The sequence below is a fragment of the Janthinobacterium sp. GW460-12-1-14-LB5 genome, from assembly GCF_059423585.1.
In genome coordinates this window covers 201,483-219,738 of the sequence record NZ_JBWKYD010000009.1, presented here as the reverse complement: position 1 = coordinate 219,738, position 18,256 = coordinate 201,483, and the positions used below count along the sequence as shown (strand labels likewise).

At 62.2% G+C, this 18,256-nt stretch carries 14 protein-coding genes and 1 pseudogene; 7 read left to right on the top strand and 8 right to left on the bottom strand.

Translation table 11 applies throughout. The features are described 5' to 3' along the window. The first annotated feature begins 14 nt into the window (after nt 1–14). Entirely contained in the window at nt 15–1,244 is a 1,230-nt protein-coding gene (locus AC07X6_RS11870) for a phospholipase D-like domain-containing protein (RefSeq protein ID WP_494791082.1), read from the top strand. A gap of 8 nt (nt 1,245–1,252) precedes the next feature. Continuing rightward, the gene (locus AC07X6_RS11865; RefSeq protein WP_494791081.1) at nt 1,253–2,323 is read left to right on the top strand and encodes a S1/P1 nuclease; all 1,071 of its coding nucleotides are present in this window, start codon (nt 1,253–1,255) and stop codon (nt 2,321–2,323) included. A 35-nt stretch (nt 2,324–2,358) separates the two neighbouring features. On the opposite strand, the gene AC07X6_RS11860 is transcribed toward AC07X6_RS11865, so the two are convergent. Further along, nucleotides 2,359–3,123, bottom strand: coding sequence for a DeoR/GlpR family DNA-binding transcription regulator (locus AC07X6_RS11860; RefSeq protein ID WP_494791080.1), 765 nt, complete (start codon nt 3,121–3,123; stop codon nt 2,359–2,361). Between the two features lie 75 nt (nt 3,124–3,198). Here AC07X6_RS11860 and AC07X6_RS11855 point away from each other — a divergent pair. After that, nucleotides 3,199–3,783: pseudogene (locus AC07X6_RS11855) on the top strand (NUDIX domain-containing protein); the annotation flags it as partial. A 423-nt stretch (nt 3,784–4,206) separates the two neighbouring features. Here AC07X6_RS11855 and AC07X6_RS11850 read toward each other — a convergent pair. The 7 genes from AC07X6_RS11850 to AC07X6_RS11820 form a co-directional block, all read right to left on the bottom strand. After that, nucleotides 4,207–5,178 carry an ABC transporter permease gene (locus AC07X6_RS11850; protein ID WP_086145100.1) on the bottom strand — a complete coding sequence of 324 codons (972 nt, stop codon included), beginning with the start codon at nt 5,176–5,178 and terminating at the stop codon, nt 4,207–4,209. A gap of 4 nt (nt 5,179–5,182) precedes the next feature. Then, a complete protein-coding gene (locus tag AC07X6_RS11845) occupies nt 5,183–6,262 on the bottom strand; it encodes an ABC transporter permease (RefSeq protein ID WP_474294894.1) in 1,080 nt (359 codons plus the stop codon). Beyond that, nucleotides 6,259–7,788, bottom strand: a complete 1,530-nt coding sequence (locus tag AC07X6_RS11840; protein WP_494791079.1) for an ABC transporter ATP-binding protein — start codon at nt 7,786–7,788, stop codon at nt 6,259–6,261. The genes AC07X6_RS11845 and AC07X6_RS11840 overlap by 4 nt, the downstream gene beginning before the upstream one ends. 81 nt (nt 7,789–7,869) lie before the next feature. Then, nucleotides 7,870–8,865, bottom strand: a complete 996-nt coding sequence (locus AC07X6_RS11835) for a BMP family lipoprotein (protein WP_086145103.1) — start codon at nt 8,863–8,865, stop codon at nt 7,870–7,872. 379 nt (nt 8,866–9,244) lie between these two features. Then, entirely contained in the window at nt 9,245–10,147 is a 903-nt protein-coding gene (locus AC07X6_RS11830; protein WP_086140167.1) for a LysR family transcriptional regulator, read from the bottom strand. 92 nt (nt 10,148–10,239) lie between these two features. Beyond that, nucleotides 10,240–11,160: a pseudouridine-5'-phosphate glycosidase gene (locus AC07X6_RS11825; protein ID WP_494791093.1), complete on the bottom strand. Its 921-nt coding sequence runs from the start codon at nt 11,158–11,160 to the stop codon at nt 10,240–10,242. A gap of 12 nt (nt 11,161–11,172) precedes the next feature. Beyond that, nucleotides 11,173–12,330, bottom strand: coding sequence for a carbohydrate kinase (locus tag AC07X6_RS11820; RefSeq protein WP_492959404.1), 1,158 nt, complete (start codon nt 12,328–12,330; stop codon nt 11,173–11,175). 388 nt (nt 12,331–12,718) lie between these two features. Between AC07X6_RS11820 and xapA the strand changes: the two genes are divergently transcribed. From xapA to AC07X6_RS11800, 4 genes are all read left to right on the top strand, one after another. Next, nucleotides 12,719–13,558: a xanthosine phosphorylase gene (gene xapA, locus AC07X6_RS11815; RefSeq protein ID WP_436575811.1), complete on the top strand. Its 840-nt coding sequence runs from the start codon at nt 12,719–12,721 to the stop codon at nt 13,556–13,558. Between the two features lie 118 nt (nt 13,559–13,676). Next, the gene (locus tag AC07X6_RS11810; RefSeq protein ID WP_070219353.1) at nt 13,677–14,870 is read left to right on the top strand and encodes a phosphopentomutase; all 1,194 of its coding nucleotides are present in this window, start codon (nt 13,677–13,679) and stop codon (nt 14,868–14,870) included. Then, nucleotides 14,867–15,826 (top strand): deoxyribose-phosphate aldolase, encoded by a 960-nt coding sequence (gene deoC, locus AC07X6_RS11805; protein WP_494791078.1) that lies wholly within the window; start codon nt 14,867–14,869, stop codon nt 15,824–15,826. The genes AC07X6_RS11810 and deoC overlap by 4 nt, the downstream gene beginning before the upstream one ends. A 12-nt stretch (nt 15,827–15,838) precedes the next feature. Continuing rightward, entirely contained in the window at nt 15,839–18,220 is a 2,382-nt protein-coding gene (locus AC07X6_RS11800) for an aldehyde dehydrogenase family protein (protein WP_494791077.1), read from the top strand. Nucleotides 18,221–18,256 lie beyond the last annotated feature (36 nt).

Here is an 18,256-nt window from a genome sequence, read left to right as displayed (position 1 = left end):
TACAAGGAATAACCATGCGTCATTTATCTGTTTCCCTGCTCGTCACTACCCTGTTCGCGGGCACGGCCCACGCCGATTTCACAATACCCGGCTTTGAGCTGGTGCACACCTCGCCCGTGGAAACGAGCTTGACCAATCCCGATCTGCGCGAGCCCGTCGCCGTGTGGAGCGAGCTGTTCGATGGTGCAAAAAAAGAGATCGTCATCGCCCAGTTCTATGCCGTCAGCAAGCCGGGCACGGCCTTTGAAAAGGTGCTGGCCAGTTTGACGGCCGCCGGCCAGCGCGGCGTGAAGATCCGCTTCCTGCTGGACCAGAAGGGCGTGGGCCTGTCGGAAGCGGCGACCATCGCCCGCATCAAGGCGATTCCCAACCTGGACTTGCGCCTCATCGATTTCAATAAAATCACCGGCAACGGCATCGTGCACGCGAAATACCTGGCCGTCGATGGTGAAGTCGCGTACATCGGCAGCCAGAACTTCGACTGGCGCTCGTTCGAGCACATCCATGAAACGGGCTTGAAGATCACGGAACCTGCCATGGTGGGCCAGGTGCAGGCGATTTTTGAACAGGATTGGCAAGCCCAGGCGCTGACGTCGCAAGGCAGCCGCGCCACGGTGCTCAACAGCAAGGTGGTGCCAGCCAATTACGCGCAAAACGCCTTCCTGCTGGCCAGCCCGAACGCGTACAACCCGGCCGGCGTGGGCGACTCGGAAACGGGCTTGCCCGCCCTGCTGGCGGAAGCGAAAAACGAAGTGCGCATCCAGTTGCTCGACTATGCGCCGCTGTCGTATGGCCCGAACCGCACGCGGCCGTACTACGCCGTGATCGACAACGCCGTGCGCGCCGCCGCCCAGCGTGGCGTGAAGATCAAGCTGATGGTGTCCGCCTGGAATACGGAAGCGCCGGCCATCGCCTACCTGAAAAGCTTGGCCCTGGTGCCGAACGTGGAAATCCGCATCGTGACGATTCCCACGGCCTCGACGGGGTTCATTCCGTTTGCGCGCGTGATCCACAGCAAGACCATGAGCATCGACGGCAAGCTGGCCTGGGTCGGCACGAGCAACTGGGCGGGCGGCTATTTTGATTTGTCGCGCAACCTGGAAGTGGTGCTGCGCAACGACGCCATGGCACAGCGTATTGCCGCGCTGCATGAGCAGACGTGGAGCTCGGCGTATGCGCAGCCGATCGACATCAACAAGCAATATCCGAAGCCGGCGAAAGCCACGCCACAGGGCAAGGAGTAATGGTGAACATGAAAAAACTACTCTGCGTGCTGGCGCTGGGCGCCGCTTTCGCTTCCGGCAATGCGCTGGCCTGGGGCAACGACGGCCACCGCGCCGTAGGCGCCATTGCCGATCAATTGCTCAAAGGCAGCGCGGCCCAGGCGCATATCTCCCAATTGCTGTTGCCGGGCGAAAGCCTGGAAAAGATCGCCAATTGGCCCGATTGCGTGAAGGGCACGTATTGCGGCCCGCAATCGCCGGAAATGTTGACCTATGTCGCGGCGAACCCCAAGCATGGCGAGTACCATTACACGAACGTGCCATTCCAGAATGCGCACTATCATGACCATGGCGTGGGCACGGCCGACGACGATATCGTGCAGACGCTCAAGCGGGCGATCCTGGTGTTGCAAGGCAAGGCCGATGCGGCCAGCAATCCGCACGGTTTCAGCCAGCGCGAAGCGCTGATCCTGATCACGCACCTGGTGGGCGATATCCACCAGCCGCTGCATGTGGGCAATGCGTTTCTCGGCAAGGATGGCCAGTTCTTCGTGCCTGCCACGCAGGCGCAGATCGACGACGTCGCCATTTTCAATGCGCGCGGCGGCAACGATTTGCTGCTCGACGATGCGAAGATGACGGCGCTGTCGGACGCCGTGATCCCCGCGCCGCTGCCCACGGAAGACGGCACGGCCAAACCGGCCAGCAGCTATCCGAAGTCGTCCACCAGGCCCCTGCATTCATACTGGGACACGACCGTGGTCGATTACGCCATGCGCCGCCTGAGCACGCGCACGCCGCAGCAGTTCGCGCGCACCGTGATCGCCAGCGTGCCTGTGGTGAGCGCCAATAGTGGCGACCCCGCCACCTGGCCGTATCAGTGGGCCGATGCCGCGCTGGCGGCGTCAAAGCTTGCTTTCACGGACGTGGCGGCGGGACCGGCCACGCAGCAGACCAGCCGCAAGGGCGATGTCTATAATGTGTGGAGCTTGACGGTGCCGGACAATTACCCGGTGCCCAGCTCGGCGTTGGCCAAGCAGCAGCTGACCGAGGCGGGCTATCGCCTGGCTGCCGTGCTGCAGGCGATCTGGCCACAGTAAGGTGGCATCCGAAAGCGGCCTGCGGGCCGCTTTTTTCATGCCAGGGTGATGGCGATGCCCATCTCGCGGAAGGGGGCGACCAGGGCGTCTTCCACGTCGCGGTGCACGACGATATCGTTGATATGGCTCAAGGGTGCGATTTGGAACGGCGAGGTTGTGTTGAACTTTTCAGGCGACGCCAGCACAACGGTGCGTGCGGCGGCCTCGCTCAGGGCGCGTTTCACGCACGCTTCCTCGTAATCACCGGTGGTGATGCCCGCTTGCGGATGCAGGCTGGACACGCCCATGAAATACAGGTCGGCGCGGATGCGGCCGATGGCTTCCACGGTGGCCGCGCCGACGCCCACGATCGAGTGCTTGTACAGGCGCCCGCCCAGCATCAGCACCTCGATGAACGGGTGATGCACCAGTTCGACGGCAATCGACGGGCTGTGCGTGACGACGGTGGCGCGCAAGTCGCGCGGCAGCTGGCGCGCCAGCTGCACGGCGGTCGTGCCGCCATCAATGAACGCCACTTGCCCCGTTTGTATCATGGCGCCCGCTGCGCGGCCGATGGCGGGCTTGGCTTCCGGCGAAATCTGTTCGCGGGCCGCAAACGGCGCCAATGCTGGCGAGCTGGATAGCAAGGGCAGGGCGCCGCCGTGCACGCGTTCCAGTAAACCCTCTTTCGCCAGCTCGCGCAAGTCGCGCCGTATCGTGTCTTCCGACAAGCCAAGGGCGTCGCTGACGGCCTTGGCGACGATCTGCCCTTCGCGCTGGAGCAAGTCCAGCAGGTATTGTTTGCGTTGATGTGTGAGCACGGTTTTTCTTATATTTTCTTGATATTGCACGAGTTTGCATGATAAAGTCGACGAACGCAAGCACAAGGAGACGATATGCGCGAAGAAAATAGCAAGCAGGAACGGGTCCGCATCCAGCAGGTGCAAACCCTGTCGCATGACTGGTATCTGCTGCAAAAGACCACGTTCGACTATCTGCGCCACGATGGCGAATGGCAGACGCAGACGCGGGAAACCTATGACCGCGGCGATGGCGCCACCATCCTGCTGTACAACAAGGTCAAACGCACGGTGGTTTTGATCCGCCAGTTCCGCTTTCCCACGTATCGCGAGGGCCACGACGGTTTCCTCATCGAATCGGCGGCCGGCTTGCTGGAAGAGGCCAGCGCCGAGCAGCGCATCCGCGCCGAAGTGGAAGAGGAAACCGGTTACCGGGTGGGGCAGGTGCACAAGGTCTTCCAGGCCTTCATGAGTCCCGGTTCCGTGACGGAGCGCTTGCATTTCTTCGTGGCCGAATACGACCCGGCCAGCCGCATCGGCGACGGCGGCGGCCTGGCGCACGAAGGGGAAGACATCGAAGTGCTGGAACTGCCCCTGGCGCAAGCGCTGCGGATGGTGGCGGACGGGCGCATCTGCGATGGCAAGACCATCATGCTGCTGCAGCATGCGCAGCTGCATTTGATGCCGCGCAAAAGGGGGCTGCAGATTTTAGTGGCTGGCCCGTATCGTTCCGGCACGGGCGACGATCCGGCCTTGATGGCGCGCAATGTGGCGGCCATGGAAGCCGCCTGCCTTCCGTTGTATGAAAAGGGACACATGCCCGTGCTCGGTGAATGGCTGGCCTTGCCGATGCTGGCGCTGGCAGGCTCAACCGGGGTGGGCGATGCCGTGTACGAGGAATTGTTTCACGCGCATGCGACGCGTTTACTGAGCCATTGCGATGCCGTGCTGCGCCTCGGTGGCGCATCGGCTGGGGCAGACCAGATGGTCAACGTGGCGCGCAGCCTGGGTCTTGCCGTATTTTTTTCACCGGACGAGATTGCACAGGCATAAAAAAAGCGAAGCCCGCGGGCTTCGCTTTTTTGCGCCACGTCAAAGCCAGGCTTAACGAGACTTTACAAACGGAATGCCAATCGCCTTCGGCGCGATGGATTTCGCCATCAAGCCCGCCAGCACGATCACGGTGACGACGTATGGCACCATCTGGATCAGCGAACCGGGGATGCGGCCCACGACGGGCAAGTCCACGCCTTCAATTTGAATCTGGATGGCGGCGAAGAAGCCGAACATCAGGCAGCCGAGGAAAGTGTAGACGGGGCGCCAGTTGCCGAAGACCATGGCCGTCAGGGCCAGGTAGCCGGCGCCAGCCGACATGTCGCGCAGGAAGAAGCCGCTTTGCACGATGGCAAGATACGCGCCCGAGAACGAGCACAGGATGCCGGCCACCAGCATGGCCAGGTAGCGCGTCGCTTCCACGCTCACGCCAGCCGAGTCGGCCGCATGCGGGTTTTCGCCGCAGGCACGCAGGCGCAGGCCGAAGCGCGTGTGGTACAGCAGCCAGTGCACGAGCGGGATCAGCAGGAACGCCACGTAGACGAGGATGGAATGGCCACCGATCAGATGGGCATACACCCAGCCGATGAAGGGAATGTGTTCCACGTACTGCGTGCCCGGCAAGACCACGTCGAACAGCCGCGCCGAACCGAGGTCGGGCGTGCGGCCGCCCTGCTGGAAGAAAAATTGCGCCAGCACAAACGTCAGTCCGCTCATGGCGATGTTGATGGCCATGCCGGCCACCAGTTGGTTGCCCTTTTGCGTGATGCTGACGTACGCCTGCAGCAGGGCCAGGGCGACGCAGACGAGCATGCCGGCAGCCATGCCGTAATACGGGTTTTGCGTCGTGTAGGCCACGGCGGCGGAAGCGAAGGCGCTGGCCAGGATCTTGCCTTCCAGGCCGATGTCGATCATGCCGCTGCGTTCGGCGAACAGGCCGGCCATGGCGGCAAAGATCAGGACGGGCGCATTGCGCACGGTCGATACCAGGATGCTGGCGAAATGAAAGTCGTCGAGTGTCATGGTGTTAGCCTTTGGTGCGCTTGAGCAGGGCGGAAATGGCCGGTGCGTAGAAGTTTTCCATGGCGCCGCAGAACAGGATGATCAAGCCCTGGATGAAAATGAAAGTTTCCGTCGGGATATTCGGTTTTTCCAGCGACAGGTCGAATCCGCCCTGGATCAGCGCACCGAACAGCACGGCCGACAGGAAGATGCCGACTGGATGCTGGCGGCCCATCAGGGCGATGGCGATACCGATGAAGCCGGCGCCACCGACGAAGTTGAGCGACAAATAGTGCGTCGACCCCATGATGGAATTGACGGAACCCAGGCCCGCCAGCGCGCCGGAGATCAGCATGACGATGATGATCATCTTGCTGATCGACACGCCCGCATAGTGGGCCGCATGCTTGTTGAGGCCCGTGGCGCGCAGCTTGAAGCCCCACGACGAACGCCAGACCATCACGCCATAGATCACCAGCGCGGCGATCGCCAGGATAAAGCTGATGTTCAGCGGCGTGTCGCCCAGCGACGGGAACCAGGTGGAGAGGCGCGGCATTTCGCCGCTTTCCGCAAACACGCGGCTGGCCGTGTTCTGCTCGCCCGGCGGAATCAGGTACTTTACGATAATAAAATTCATCAGGCTGGCGGCGATGAAGTTGAACATGATGGTGGTCACGACGATGTGGCTGCCGCGCTTGGCTTGCAGGTAGCCGGGCAAGAAGCCCCATAATGCGCCGAACAGGGCCGCACCGATCATGGCGGCGGGAATCAGGAGCCAGGCGGGCAGGGTCTGGTCGAAGGCCAGCATGGCCACCGTCAAGCCCAGGCCGCCGATATACATCTGGCCTTCGGAACCGATATTGAACAGCCCGGCCTGCATGGCCACGGAAACCGACAGGCCCGTGAAGATGAAGGTGCTGGCGTAGAACAGGGTGTAGCTCAAGCCTTCCGGATTGAGGATGGCGCTGTTGATCAGGATCAACAGCGATTCGGCCGGGTCTTCGCCCAGCATATAAATCACCAGGGCGGCGACCAGCAAGGCCGACAGCAGGTTTAACATGGGCATGACAAAGGCTGTCGCCCAGCGTGGCAAGTCGTTATTCATGATTTATGCATTCCCCCCATCAACAGACCGATGCGGGTGGTATCGAATTCTTCAATTTTCAGTTCGCCGGTGATGCGTCCGCCGCACATGACGAGAATGCGGTCGGCCAGCGCCCGCACTTCTTCCAGTTCGACGGACACCAGCAGGATCGCCACGCCCGCGTCGCGCAGGGCCAGCAATTGCGTATGGATGCTTTCGATGGTGCCGATGTCGACGCCGCGCGTGGGTTGCCCCACCAGCATCAGTTTCGGTTTGGCCAGCACTTCGCGCGCGATCACCACCTTTTGCTGGTTACCGCCCGACAACAAGCCGATGCGCAGGTCCGGATTGGCCGGGCGCACGTCGAAGGTTTTCAGCAGTTCGGCGCAGCGCGCGCCGATGGCCTTGAAGTTGAACAGCCCCCAGCGGTTTTTCAGGTGATCCTGGTAACCGAGGATGGTGTTTTGCATGACGGAAAAATTCTTCACCACGCCATCGCGCAAGCGGTCTTCCGGAATGTGGGCGATGCCCAGTTCGCGGAAGGCCAGCGGCAAGCCGTCGGCATCGTGGCGCTTGGCAAATGGCAAGTCCTTGTCCAGGAAGCGCAGCTTGCCGGACGTCGGCAAGCGCATGCCCGAGAGGATTTCCAGCAGTTCGCTCTGGCCATTGCCCGAGACCCCCGCGATGGCGACGATTTCGCCGGCGCGCAAGTTGAAACCTATGTCGGCCAGCAATTTGACCTGCTGCTCGTCAGCCAGTTGCAAACCGTCAACTTCCAGCACCGTGGCGCCCGGATTGTACGGTGCGCGCGGCAAGTGGCTCTGGATGGGGCGGCCCACCATCATGTTGGCCAGTTCTTCCTTCGAGGTGCCGGCGGTCGCCACGGCGCCCACCACCGTGCCGCCGCGCATGACGGTGACGTTGTCGGTGATTTCCAGGATCTCTTGCAGCTTGTGCGTGATCAAGATGATGGTCTTGCCTTGTTCCTTGAACAAGCGCAAGATTTCAAACAGCGAGGCCGTTTCCTGGGCCGTCAGCACGGCCGTCGGCTCGTCGAGGATCAGGATATTGGCGCTGCGGTAAATCTGCTTGAGGATTTCCACGCGCTGTTGCGCGCCGACGGACAGGTCTTCGATCTTCGCCAGCGGGTCGACGTCGAGGCGGTAGCGCGCGCAAATCTCGCGCAATTTCGCTTCCGCTTCCGTGCGGTGGCTGGCCAGGCGGAAACCGCCTTCCGTGCCCAGCATGATATTGTCGAGGACGGTGAAGTTTTCGACCAGCATGAAGTGCTGGTGCACCATGCCGATGCCGAGGTTGATCGCTTCCTGGCTGTTGCGGATAGGCTGTACTTGACCGTCGAGCAAGATTTCTCCGCCGTCGGCACGGTAATACCCGTACAGGATGCTCATCAAGGTCGATTTGCCGGCGCCATTCTCTCCCACCAGGCCGTGGATACTGCCCTTGGCGATGGAGAAGCTGACGTCGGCGTTCGCCTTCACATGTCCAAACTGCTTGGAAATGCTGCGAAATTCTACTGCTGGCTGCATAGGTTCATAACTGGATAGTTTCATGGAAACGCGCCGCGCGGAGACAGGCCCCGGCGGCGCGCTAAAAGATACGGAGAAAAATTAAACCGGGCAGCTGCTGCCGACGCGGTAATCGATCACTTTGATCTTGCCATCGATAATGTCCTTACGCGCACCCAACACGCGTTTTTCGATTTCCGGCGTAATCAGCTTGCGGTTGTTCGCGTCGAGCGCCCAATCCACGCCGCCTTCTTTCAAGCCTTTATAGCTGACGCCACCTTTCCAGGTGCCGTTCTTGACTTCCATGAAGCTGTCGTAGACCGTGTTGTCGACGCGCTTGACCATCGAGGTCAGGATGCTGCCTGGATACAAATGGTTCTGGTTCGAATCGACGCCGATGGCCAGCTTGCCTTTTTCCTTGGCCATTTGCAGGGTGCCCATGCCGCTGCCGCCAGCGACGGCGAAGACGACATCGACGCCGCGCTCGAATTGCGAGCGGGCCAGTTCGCCACCCTTGGCCGGGTCATTCCAGGCGCCGGACGTGGTGCCGACCATGTTTTGCGTGATTTCCGCTTTTGCATTCACGGCCTTGACGCCTTGCGCGTAGCCGCAGGCGAAGTTGCGGATCAGGGGAATATCGATGCCGCCGATGAAGCCGACCTTCTTGCTCTTGCTGGCCATGGCCGCAGCCACGCCCACCAGGTAGGAGCCTTCTTCTTCCTTGAAGACAACGGAATTGACGTTGCTGCCGGCAGCCTGGCCATCGATCAGCACGAATTTGACGTTCGGGAATTCCTTGGCGACCTTTTGCACGGCTTGCGTTTGCGCAAAGCCGATGGCGGCGATCATGTCGAGTTTCTTGCGGGCCAGGCCGCGCATGACTTGCTCGGCTTGCGTATCGCTCGATGCCTGGACTTCGATGAAGGAAATGCCCGTGTCTTTTTTGAAGCGCGAGGCGCCTTCGAAAGCGGATTGGTTGAACGACTTGTCGAACTTGCCGCCCGCGTCATACACGACACCCAGTTTTGGGGTAGCCGCGGACGCTTGAGCAGTCAGAAATACGGCTGCGATCGTCAAACTAAATTGTGTAAGTTTCATGAATTGGCTCCTGGAAGATCGATATTGTATATTTTTTATAGGTGAAACATATAATTTGGGGCCGATTTAGCCTGTTTTTGATGCACGAGGTGATAATTCCTTATCAACATTGCACTGTATTGCACAAGATCATTGCTGGCCTCGACTGCTTTGATGTCGACAGTGTGATGCTCATGCAACAGTCGCGCCCCGTCTCTTTTATAGGTACAACATCGAATGGGGCTGCCGGAGCGGGCTGGGATGCGCCGTCAGTGGACGGGCTGGGCAAGCACGGAACCGGCGCCGCGATGGGCGTCCGAATCACTATGCATCATGCCAGATATGTATGACAAATACGTTTTTGTTTATGTATTTATATGCGGCGCATATAAATGGCCTGTCAGGCTGATGGGGGATTGATGATATTCAGGAAAGCCCGCACGACGGGAGCGTCATCGAGGGTCGTGTAGCTGATGTACAGGTTGGCCGACGGCGGATTCGTCTTGATGGGCAGGAAGACGACGCCGGGCCAGCCGATGCGGCTCGTCGTTTCCGGCACCAGGGTCACGCCCAGGCCCGCGCCCACCATGGCCAGCAGGGTTTGCGGCTCGCTCGCTTCCTGGAAGATCACGGGTTCGAAACCCGCGTTGATGCAGCATTGCACCAGGTAGCGGGGGAACGCGGATTTGTCGAGGTTGAGGGTCAGCATCGGCTCGTGGGCGATGTCGATCAGCTCGATGGCGGTGTTTTTCGCCAGTGGATGGTGTTCATTGACGGCCACGCAGACGTTTTCGCGGAAGCACAGTTCCTGGCGCAGGTTGTCGTGGCGCAAGTCGTCGTCATTGAGCTTGGGTTCGCGCCAGAAACCCACGTCGATCTGCTTGGCGCGCAAGGCTTCATATTGCACCGTGGGACCGAATTCATGGATGGTCCAGGTGACGCGGGGAAATTTGGTCTGGAATTCTTCCAGCAGGCTGGGGATGGGGCCCCACATGGCCGAGCCGACGATGCCCACGCGCAAGCGGCCCACTTCGCCGCGGTCGATCTGGCGGATGGTGTCGATGGTCATGCGCATCTTGGCCAGCAGTTCGGCCGCCTCGTTCATCAGCGCCTTGCCCGCCACGGTCAGCTCGAAGGTGCGCGTGGTGCGCGCAAACAGGCGAACGCCCAGTTCGCTTTCCAGTTTCATGATCTGCTGGCTCAGGGGCGGCTGCGAGATATGCAGGCGCTCGGCGGCGCGGCTGAAGCTTTTCTCCTCGGCAACGGCAAGAAAATACTTTAACTGTTTCAGATCGATGGACATGCTTTCCTTGCATTACCTGATACTAAGCGGGAACCTAAGCGCGGGAACGGCGCGCGAGCCTGAAGGCTGCGCGCTTTTTTACGGCAGTCCTATTATCGTGCCACGACAGCCTGCATGGCAATGGCCAGCGCGGTGCCGACTTGCGCATTGTGCTTGACCAGGGCGATATTCGTCGCCAGGCTGCGGCCATCCGTCAGTTGCTTGATGCGCGACAACAGGAAAGGCGTGACTTGCTTGCCCTTCACGCCGCCCGCATCCGCTTCCTGCAGCGCCTGCGTGGTGATCGCATCGATTTCTTCCTTGGGCATCGCTTGCGCGGCGGGCACAGGATTGCTGACGATCACGCCGCCTTTCAAGCCCAGCTGCCACTTGGTGCCGATGAAGGCGGCCTGCTCGGCGGCCGTGTCGAGGCGGAAATCGGCCTTGAAGCCGCTTTCGCGCGTGAAGAAGGCGGGAAAACCTTCCTGGCCCACGCTGATGACGGGCACGCCATGGGTTTCCAGGTATTCCAGGGTCAGGCCGATGTCGAGGATGGATTTGACGCCCGCGCAGACGACGGCGACCGACGTTTGCGCCAGTTCCTGCAAGTCGGCGGAAATGTCGAAGCTGGTTTCCGCGCCGCGGTGCACGCCGCCGATGCCGCCCGTGACGAACACGGCGATGCCGGCCAGTTCCGCGCAGATCATGGTGGCGGCCACGGTGGTGGCGCCCAGTTTGCGCTGCGACAAGACGAATGGCAAGTCGCGGCGGCTGACCTTCATGGCGTCGGGCGAGGTGCCCAGCAATTCCAGCTGTTCCGGCGACAGGCCCACGCAGATCTTGCCGTCGATGATGGCGATGGTGGCCGGCACGGCGCCGCCGTCGCGGATGATCTGTTCCACTTCGCGCGCCATTTCCACGTTTTGCGGATACGGCATGCCGTGCGAAATGATGGTCGATTCCAGCGCCACGATGGCCTTGCCGGCGGCGCGCGCGTCGAGGACTTCTTGCGAGAACGAGAGGAAGTTATGCAATTGCGTCATGTGTCAATCCTGTTGAAAGAGGGTAGGGGGAGGCGGCGCCAGGTCGGCGTCGTCGATGTCGTCGAGGGCGCCGGCCGAAATCTGGGGCGAGACGGTGGCAGCCGATTCCAGGGTCATGGCCGCCAGCTTCAAGCCGCGCCGGCATGCCAGTTTCAGATCGCTGCTGTCGTGGTAGAGCGACCAGCAGACGGCGGCGGAAAACGCGTCGCCGGCGCCCGTCACGTCGACGGCATCCACTTCGCGCGCGGCCAGGTGGACGATGGGCGCGTCCGGGCTGTCGCCATCGGTGAAGTACACGCCTTCGCCGCCGCAGGTGACGATCACCTGGCGCGCGCCCTGGCGCTGCACTTCGCGGCAGGCGGCGCGCACCTCGAACGCCGTTGGCAAGGCCCGCGCCACGCGCGTTTCCAGTTCGCCCCGGTTGAGGATCAGCAGATGCAAGCCCGTCAGGTCTTGCGGCAGGTGCGCCATCTTCGGCTGCGAGACGGCGACGATGACCAGCGGCGTCGCGCGGGCAGCATCCTGGCGCGCATCGGCCAGCAGTGCCTGCACGCTGTCGTGGCCCAGGTTCAGGTCGCAGACGGTGAGGGCGGCGGCGGCGCGCTGCGGCTGGCGGCTGTGCAAGAAGGCGGGCGTCAGCTGTTCATACAGTTGCATGTTCGCCATCGCCAGCAGCATTTCGCCATGTTCGTCGAGCACGGCCGTGTAGGTGCCGCTGCTGGTGTTGCTCAAATGCAAGCTGCCGCGCATGTCGATGCCTGCATCTTCCGCGTGCGTCTGCAGCGCATGGCCAGCCGCATCGTCGCCCAGCGCCGTCAGCAGGGCGACGGGGATCGACAACCGGGCCAGGTTTTCCGCGATGTTACGGCCCACGCCGCCAAACACTTCTTCCGAACGCACGGGATTCGAGGTGCCCATCTGCAGCGTTGCCAGGGTGCGCATCTTACGGTCGAGGTTGGCGGCACCAATGCACAGCACGGGGCGGCTGTCGGGCAGCACGTAGGCGCGTCCCAGCAGGCGGCGTTCACGGATGAGTCCGGCGATATGGCCAGCGACGGCCGAGCGCGACAAGCCCAGCTCGCTCGCCAGGTCTTGCTGCGAGATGAATGGGTTGTTGCGGATCAGCGCATATAGCTGGTCTTTTTTATTGGTATCGGTCACAGGTTTTCACTGAAGGGTTAAACATTTGTCCGAAACTGTAAACATTTGTCTTTGCGGTGTCAAGCTCGTCTCAAAGGGGCGCGAAACGTGTTCGTATGGAGCTTGTATGCATGCATTTCCGGGGCATTACCGGGGCGTGGCCGCTGCTGGCGGACGAACGCTTGCCTGGACTATAATATCGCCGATTTATATTTAAATTGTATAAATTGGTAAGAAAAATGGTATTTGCCATACATATTCCGTTTGATGCATAGTGGCGGCAAATAGAGACAATACGCATTTCGATATACCTGTAACACCATACAAACCCGATACCTGGGCCGCAGCCCCTCACCGGGCGCGGCTGCGCAGGCAGCAACCATCATCATTAGTCAATCAGAGGATAACCATGTCGAACAACGCCCCTTTCCACGCCGCCGAAATCATCCGTGCCCGCGCTCCTGAAAATTTCAAGCCGCGCGTGGCGATGATCCTCGGCTCCGGCCTGGGTGTGTTGGCCGAGCAGATGACGGACGCCGTCAGCATCAGCTTCGACGAATTGCCAGGTTTTCCGATCAGCACCGTGCACGGCCATGCGGGCGAGCTGGTGGTCGGCACCCTGTCGGGCGTCGCCGTCGTCTGCATGAAGGGCCGTGGCCACTTCTATGAAGGCTATGGCATGGGCGTGATGACGAGCGCCATCCGCACCTTGAAACTGCTGGGCTGCGAAATGCTGTTCGTCACCAACGCCGCCGGTTCCCTGCGCCCTGAAGTGGACGCCGGCAGCCTGGTCGCCATCAGCGACCATATCAACCTGCTGCCAGGCACGCCGATGGTCGGCCCGAACGACGACCGCTTCGGCCCGCGCTTCTTCAGCATGGCCAACGCCTACGACGCCGAACTGCGTCAGCAAGTCAAGGACACGGCAGCCGCCAGCGGCATCACCCTGCACGAAGGCGTGTTCGTCGCCTACCCTGGCCCGAACTTCGAGACGGCCGCCGAAATCCGCATGATGGCCCGCCTGGGCGCCGACACGGTCGGCATGTCCGTGGTGCCGGAAGTGGTCTCGGCCCGCCATTGCGACCTGAAAGTGGTGGGCGTGTCCGTCATCACCAACCTGGCCGAAGGCATGTCGCCATTCGCCCTGTCGCACGAACAAACCCTGAAATACGCGGCCATCGGCGCGAAAGACCTGGTCAAGCTGATTCTGGCTTTCCTCTCCAAAGTAGCTGAAAAGCCGCAAGCCTAAGCACTTTTTTTACGCAGTAGCGGCGCGCCGGCCACCGGCGCTGCCGCGCGGCAGGCCGGGGAAATCCGGCCTACACTGTTCGCATCACCCCGCATCAATCCATAAAGCGAGCCTTATCATGTCACGCGCATTTATCCTCCTGCTTGATTCCTTCGGCCTTGGCGCGACGCCAGACGCCGCCAAGTATGGCGACGCAGGTGCCAATACCTTTGGCCACATTGCCAGCACTGTCGCCAAAAGCGGCAAGACCTTGAAACTCCCGAACATGGAACGCCTGGGACTGGGCGCCGCGGCGCACCTGGCCAGCGGCGAATGGGCCACGGGCTTCGACCAGCGCGACGGCTTCACCGGCGCCTACGGCGCGGCGCGCGAGCGCTCCACCGGCAAGGACACGCAGAGCGGCCACTGGGAAATCGCCGGCGTGCCCGTCGAATTCGACTGGGGATATTTTCCCCGCACCACGCCGTCGTTCCCGGCCGACCTGACCGACAAACTCAAAGCCCTGTCCGGCGTGCCCGGCTTCCTGGGCGACTGCCATGCCTCGGGCACGGACATCATCAACAAGCATGGCGACGAGCACGTCGCCACCGGCAAGCTGATTATCTATACCTCGGGCGACTCGGTGATGCAGATCGCCGCGCACGAAGAATCGTTCGGCCTTGAGCGCCTGTACGAAGTGTGCGAAATGGCCTTCAAGCTGGTCGAGCCGTACAACATCGGCCGCGTCATCGCCCGCCCGTTCACGGGCAGCAACGGCAACTACACGCGCACTTCCAACCGCCACGACTATGCGGTGGCGCCGCCAAGCAAGACCCTGCTCGACCACGTGAAGGATGCGGGCGGCGAAGTCGTCGGCCTGGGCAAGATCAGCGACATTTTCGCCACCCAGGGTATTTCCAGAGTCGTGAAGGGCGTCGACAACATGGCGCTGTTCGAAGCGCTGCTGAAGACGGCCGATGAAGTGCAGGACAAGTCGCTCACTTTCGTGAACTTCGTCGATTTCGACCAGGCGTTCGGCCACCGCCGCAACGTCGAGGGCTATGCCGACGCGCTGCGCGAAATGGATGCGCGCCTGCCGGAATTCATGGCCAAGCTCAAGGAGGGCGACCTGGTTGTGATCACTGCCGACCATGGCTGCGACCCCACCTGGCACGGCTCCGACCACACCCGCGAACACATTCCGATGATTTTCTTCGGTCCCGGCGTCGCCCCGCGCGCACTGGGTATTTCCGAGACGTTCTCCGATATTGGCCAAACCCTCGCCAAGCACCTTGGCGTACCACCACTTGCTAATGGAACCAGCTTGTTATGACACTCATGCACCCCGAATTCAAGCGTAACGAGGCCGTCGGCCTCGACCTGGGCTGGATCAACCAGATCCGCGTCAACCGCGCCGCGACGGACCGCCGCGCGGCCAGCCTGGCGAACCGCCGTACCGTGAAAAAGGAATACCAGGCCGCCTGGCTGGTGAAAGCCATCCAGATGATCGACCTGACCACCCTGGGCGGCGACGATACGCCGGGCCGCGTGGAGCGCCTGTGCATGAAGGCCATGCGCCCGCTGCGCGCCGACCTGATGGCCGCACTGGGTCTGACGGAACTGAGCACCGGCGCCGTGTGCGTGTACCACGAGATGATCGCCCCGGCCGTGAACGTCATCCAGGGCCGCTTGCCTATCGCTGCCGTGTCGACCGCCTTCCCGGCCGGCCTGACGAACATGGAAACGAAGCTGCGCGAGATCGAACTGTCGGTCGCCGCGGGCGCTTCGGAAATCGATATCGTCATCACGCGCCAGCACGTCCTGAACGGCAACTGGCAAGTGCTGTACGACGAAATGCTGGCTTACCGCAAGGCGTGCGGCGAAGCGCACGTGAAGGCGATTCTCGCCACGGGCGACTTGCTGACCATGGAAAACGTGGCCAAGGCGTCGTGGGTCTGCATGATGGCCGGCGCCGATTTCATCAAGACGTCCACCGGCAAGGAAAGCGTCAACGCCACCATTCCCGTGGCCCTGACGATGGTGCGCACGGTGCGCGAATACTATGAACAGACGGGTTTCAAGGTGGGCTTCAAGCCGGCCGGCGGCGTCAGTTCGGCCAAGAGCGCGCTGCAGTTCCTGACCCTGATGAAGGAAGAGCTGGGCAACGAATGGCTGCAGCCGCACCTGTTCCGCATCGGCGCTTCCAGCCTGCTGACCGACATCGAGCGCCAGCTCGAGCACTACGTCACCGGCAGCTACTCGGCCAATCATCGTCACGCACAACCTTAAAGAACAATCGTCATGCCAACAATTAACGAGATTCTCACTACTATGGACTACGGCCCTGCTCCCGAAAGTCAAAAAGAAGCGCAAGCGTGGCTCGACGGCCATCAGCGCACATTCGGCCTGTTCATTGACAACGCCTGGAGCGAGCCGGCCGAACTGTTCGCCTCGACCAATCCTGCCGATGGCACGCAGCTGGCCGAACTGACGCAAGCCACCGATGCGGACGTGGAACGGGCTGTGGAAGCGGCGCGCCGCGCGCTGCCCGTATGGCAAGGCATGGGAGGCCATGGCCGCGCCAAGGTCATGTACGCGCTGGCCCGTCTGCTGCAAAGGCATTCGCGCCTGTTCGCCGTGCTCGAAACCCTGGACAACGGCAAGACCATCCGCGAAACGCGCGATATCGACCTGCCGCTGGCCGCGCGCCATTTCTACCATCACGCCGGCTGGGCGCAGCTGCAGTCGGAAGAATTCGCCGACTACCGCGCCGTGGGCGTGGTGGGCCAGATCGTGCCGTGGAATTTCCCCCTGCTGATGCTGTCGTGGAAAATCGCTCCGGCCCTGGCGGCCGGTAACACGGTCGTCTTCAAGCCGGCCGAATTCACGTCGCTGACCGCCATGCTGTTCGCCGAATTGTGCGTGCAGGCGGGCGTGCCGGCCGGCGTGGTCAACATCGTCACGGGCGACGGCAGAGTGGGCTCGGCCATCGTCAACCATCCTGGCGTCGACAAGATCGCGTTTACGGGCTCCACCGAAGTTGGCCGCTTGATCCGCGAAGCGACGGCCGGCAGCGGCAAGAAGCTGTCGCTGGAATTGGGCGGCAAGTCGCCGTTCATCGTCTTCGAAGACGCGGACCTGGACGGCGCCGTGGAAGGCCTGGTCGATTCGATCTGGTTCAACCAGGGACAAGTGTGCTGCGCCGGCTCGCGCCTGCTGGTGCAGGAATCGGTCCAGGAGCGCTTCCTGAACAAGGTACGCGCCCGCATGGAAAACCTGCGCCTCGGCTCGCCCCTGGACAAATCGATGGATGTGGGCGCGCTGGTCGACCCCGTGCAGCGCCAGCGCATCGCCGCGCTGGTCGATACCGCCCGTGCCGAAGGCTGCGACGTGTGGCAACCGGCATGCGAATTGCCGGCTGACGGTTCGTGGTTCCCGCCGACCCTGATCACGGGCGCGTCGACCTCGGCGGCCGTGGCACAGGCTGAAATCTTCGGCCCCGTGCTGGTGGCCATGAGCTTCCGCACGCCGCCTGAAGCGGTGCAGCTGGCGAACAACACGGTGTACGGCCTGGCCGCCAGCGTGTGGACCGAGTCGATCAGCCTGGCCCTCGACATCGCTCCCGCCATCAAGGCCGGCGTGGTGTGGATCAACAGCGCCAACCAGTTCGACGCCGCTTGCGGCTTCGGCGGCTACCGCGAATCGGGCTTCGGCCGTGAAGGCGGCCGCGAAGGCATGCTGGAATACATGACGGCCCTGGCCGAAGATGCACGTCCGGCCTTGCCGGTGGTGGAAGCGAAAGCCAAGACCAATGCGAAGCCGGCGGCAGCCGACCCGTTCGCAATCGACCGCACGGCCAAGATGTACATCGGCGGCAAGCAGGCGCGCCCTGACAGCGCCTACAGCGTGCCCGTGTTCGGTGCCAACGGCACCCTGCTGGCCGAAGTGGGCGTGGGCAGCCGCAAGGACATCCGCAACGCCGTCGAAGCGGCCCATAAGGCGTCCGGCTGGACCAGCGCCACGGCGCACAACCGCGCGCAAGTGCTGTACTACATCGCCGAAAACCTGGCTGCGCGCGCCGACGAATTCGCCGCCCGCATCACCGCCATGACGGGCAGTAAAAATCCGGAGAAGGAAGTGCAGGCATCGATCGAACGCCTGTTCTATTACGCCGCCTGGGCCGACAAGTACGACGGCCTGGCGCACCAGCCGCCAACCAAGGGCATCACCGTGGCGCTCAACGAAGCGGTCGGCGTGATCGGCATCGTCTGCCCGAATGAAGCGCCTTTGCTGGGCTTCATTTCGCTGGTGGCGCCGGCCATCGCGCTGGGCAACCGCGTGGTGGTGGTGCCGTCGGAAGCGCATCCGCTCTCCGCGCTGGACCTGTACCAGGTGTTCGACACGTCCGACCTGCCGGGCGGCGTCGTCAACATCATCAGCGGCAACGCCGATGAACTGGCGCGCACCCTGGCCACGCACGCCGACATCGACGCCGTCTGGCGCCATGACGGTTCCGGCGAAGGCTGCGCGGAAGTCGAGCGCCTGTCGGCCGGCACCCTGAAGCGCACCTGGGTCGGCGGCGCCAAGGGCCGCGACTGGTACAGCGCCGCGCAAAGCGGCGGCCGTGCCGTGCTGGCGCATGCGTCGCAAGTGAAAAACGTGTGGATACCTTACGGCGTCTGATTGACAACTGGAGTTGCAAAGCTGGGGTCAGAACCT

Coding starts and splice junctions, on each gene's coding strand:
- AC07X6_RS11870 (WP_494791082.1), top strand. CDS start 15: ATGCGTCATTTATCTGTTTCCCTGCTCGTCACTACCCTGTTCGCGGGC.
- AC07X6_RS11865 (WP_494791081.1), top strand. CDS start 1,253: ATGAAAAAACTACTCTGCGTGCTGGCGCTGGGCGCCGCTTTCGCTTCC.
- AC07X6_RS11850 (WP_086145100.1), bottom strand. CDS start 5,178: ATGACACTCGACGACTTTCATTTCGCCAGCATCCTGGTATCGACCGTG.
- AC07X6_RS11845 (WP_474294894.1), bottom strand. CDS start 6,262: ATGAATAACGACTTGCCACGCTGGGCGACAGCCTTTGTCATGCCCATG.
- AC07X6_RS11840 (WP_494791079.1), bottom strand. CDS start 7,788: ATGCAGCCAGCAGTAGAATTTCGCAGCATTTCCAAGCAGTTTGGACAT.
- AC07X6_RS11835 (WP_086145103.1), bottom strand. CDS start 8,865: ATGAAACTTACACAATTTAGTTTGACGATCGCAGCCGTATTTCTGACT.
- AC07X6_RS11830 (WP_086140167.1), bottom strand. CDS start 10,147: ATGTCCATCGATCTGAAACAGTTAAAGTATTTTCTTGCCGTTGCCGAG.
- xapA (WP_436575811.1), top strand. CDS start 12,719: ATGTCGAACAACGCCCCTTTCCACGCCGCCGAAATCATCCGTGCCCGC.
- AC07X6_RS11810 (WP_070219353.1), top strand. CDS start 13,677: ATGTCACGCGCATTTATCCTCCTGCTTGATTCCTTCGGCCTTGGCGCG.
- deoC (WP_494791078.1), top strand. CDS start 14,867: ATGACACTCATGCACCCCGAATTCAAGCGTAACGAGGCCGTCGGCCTC.
- AC07X6_RS11800 (WP_494791077.1), top strand. CDS start 15,839: ATGCCAACAATTAACGAGATTCTCACTACTATGGACTACGGCCCTGCT.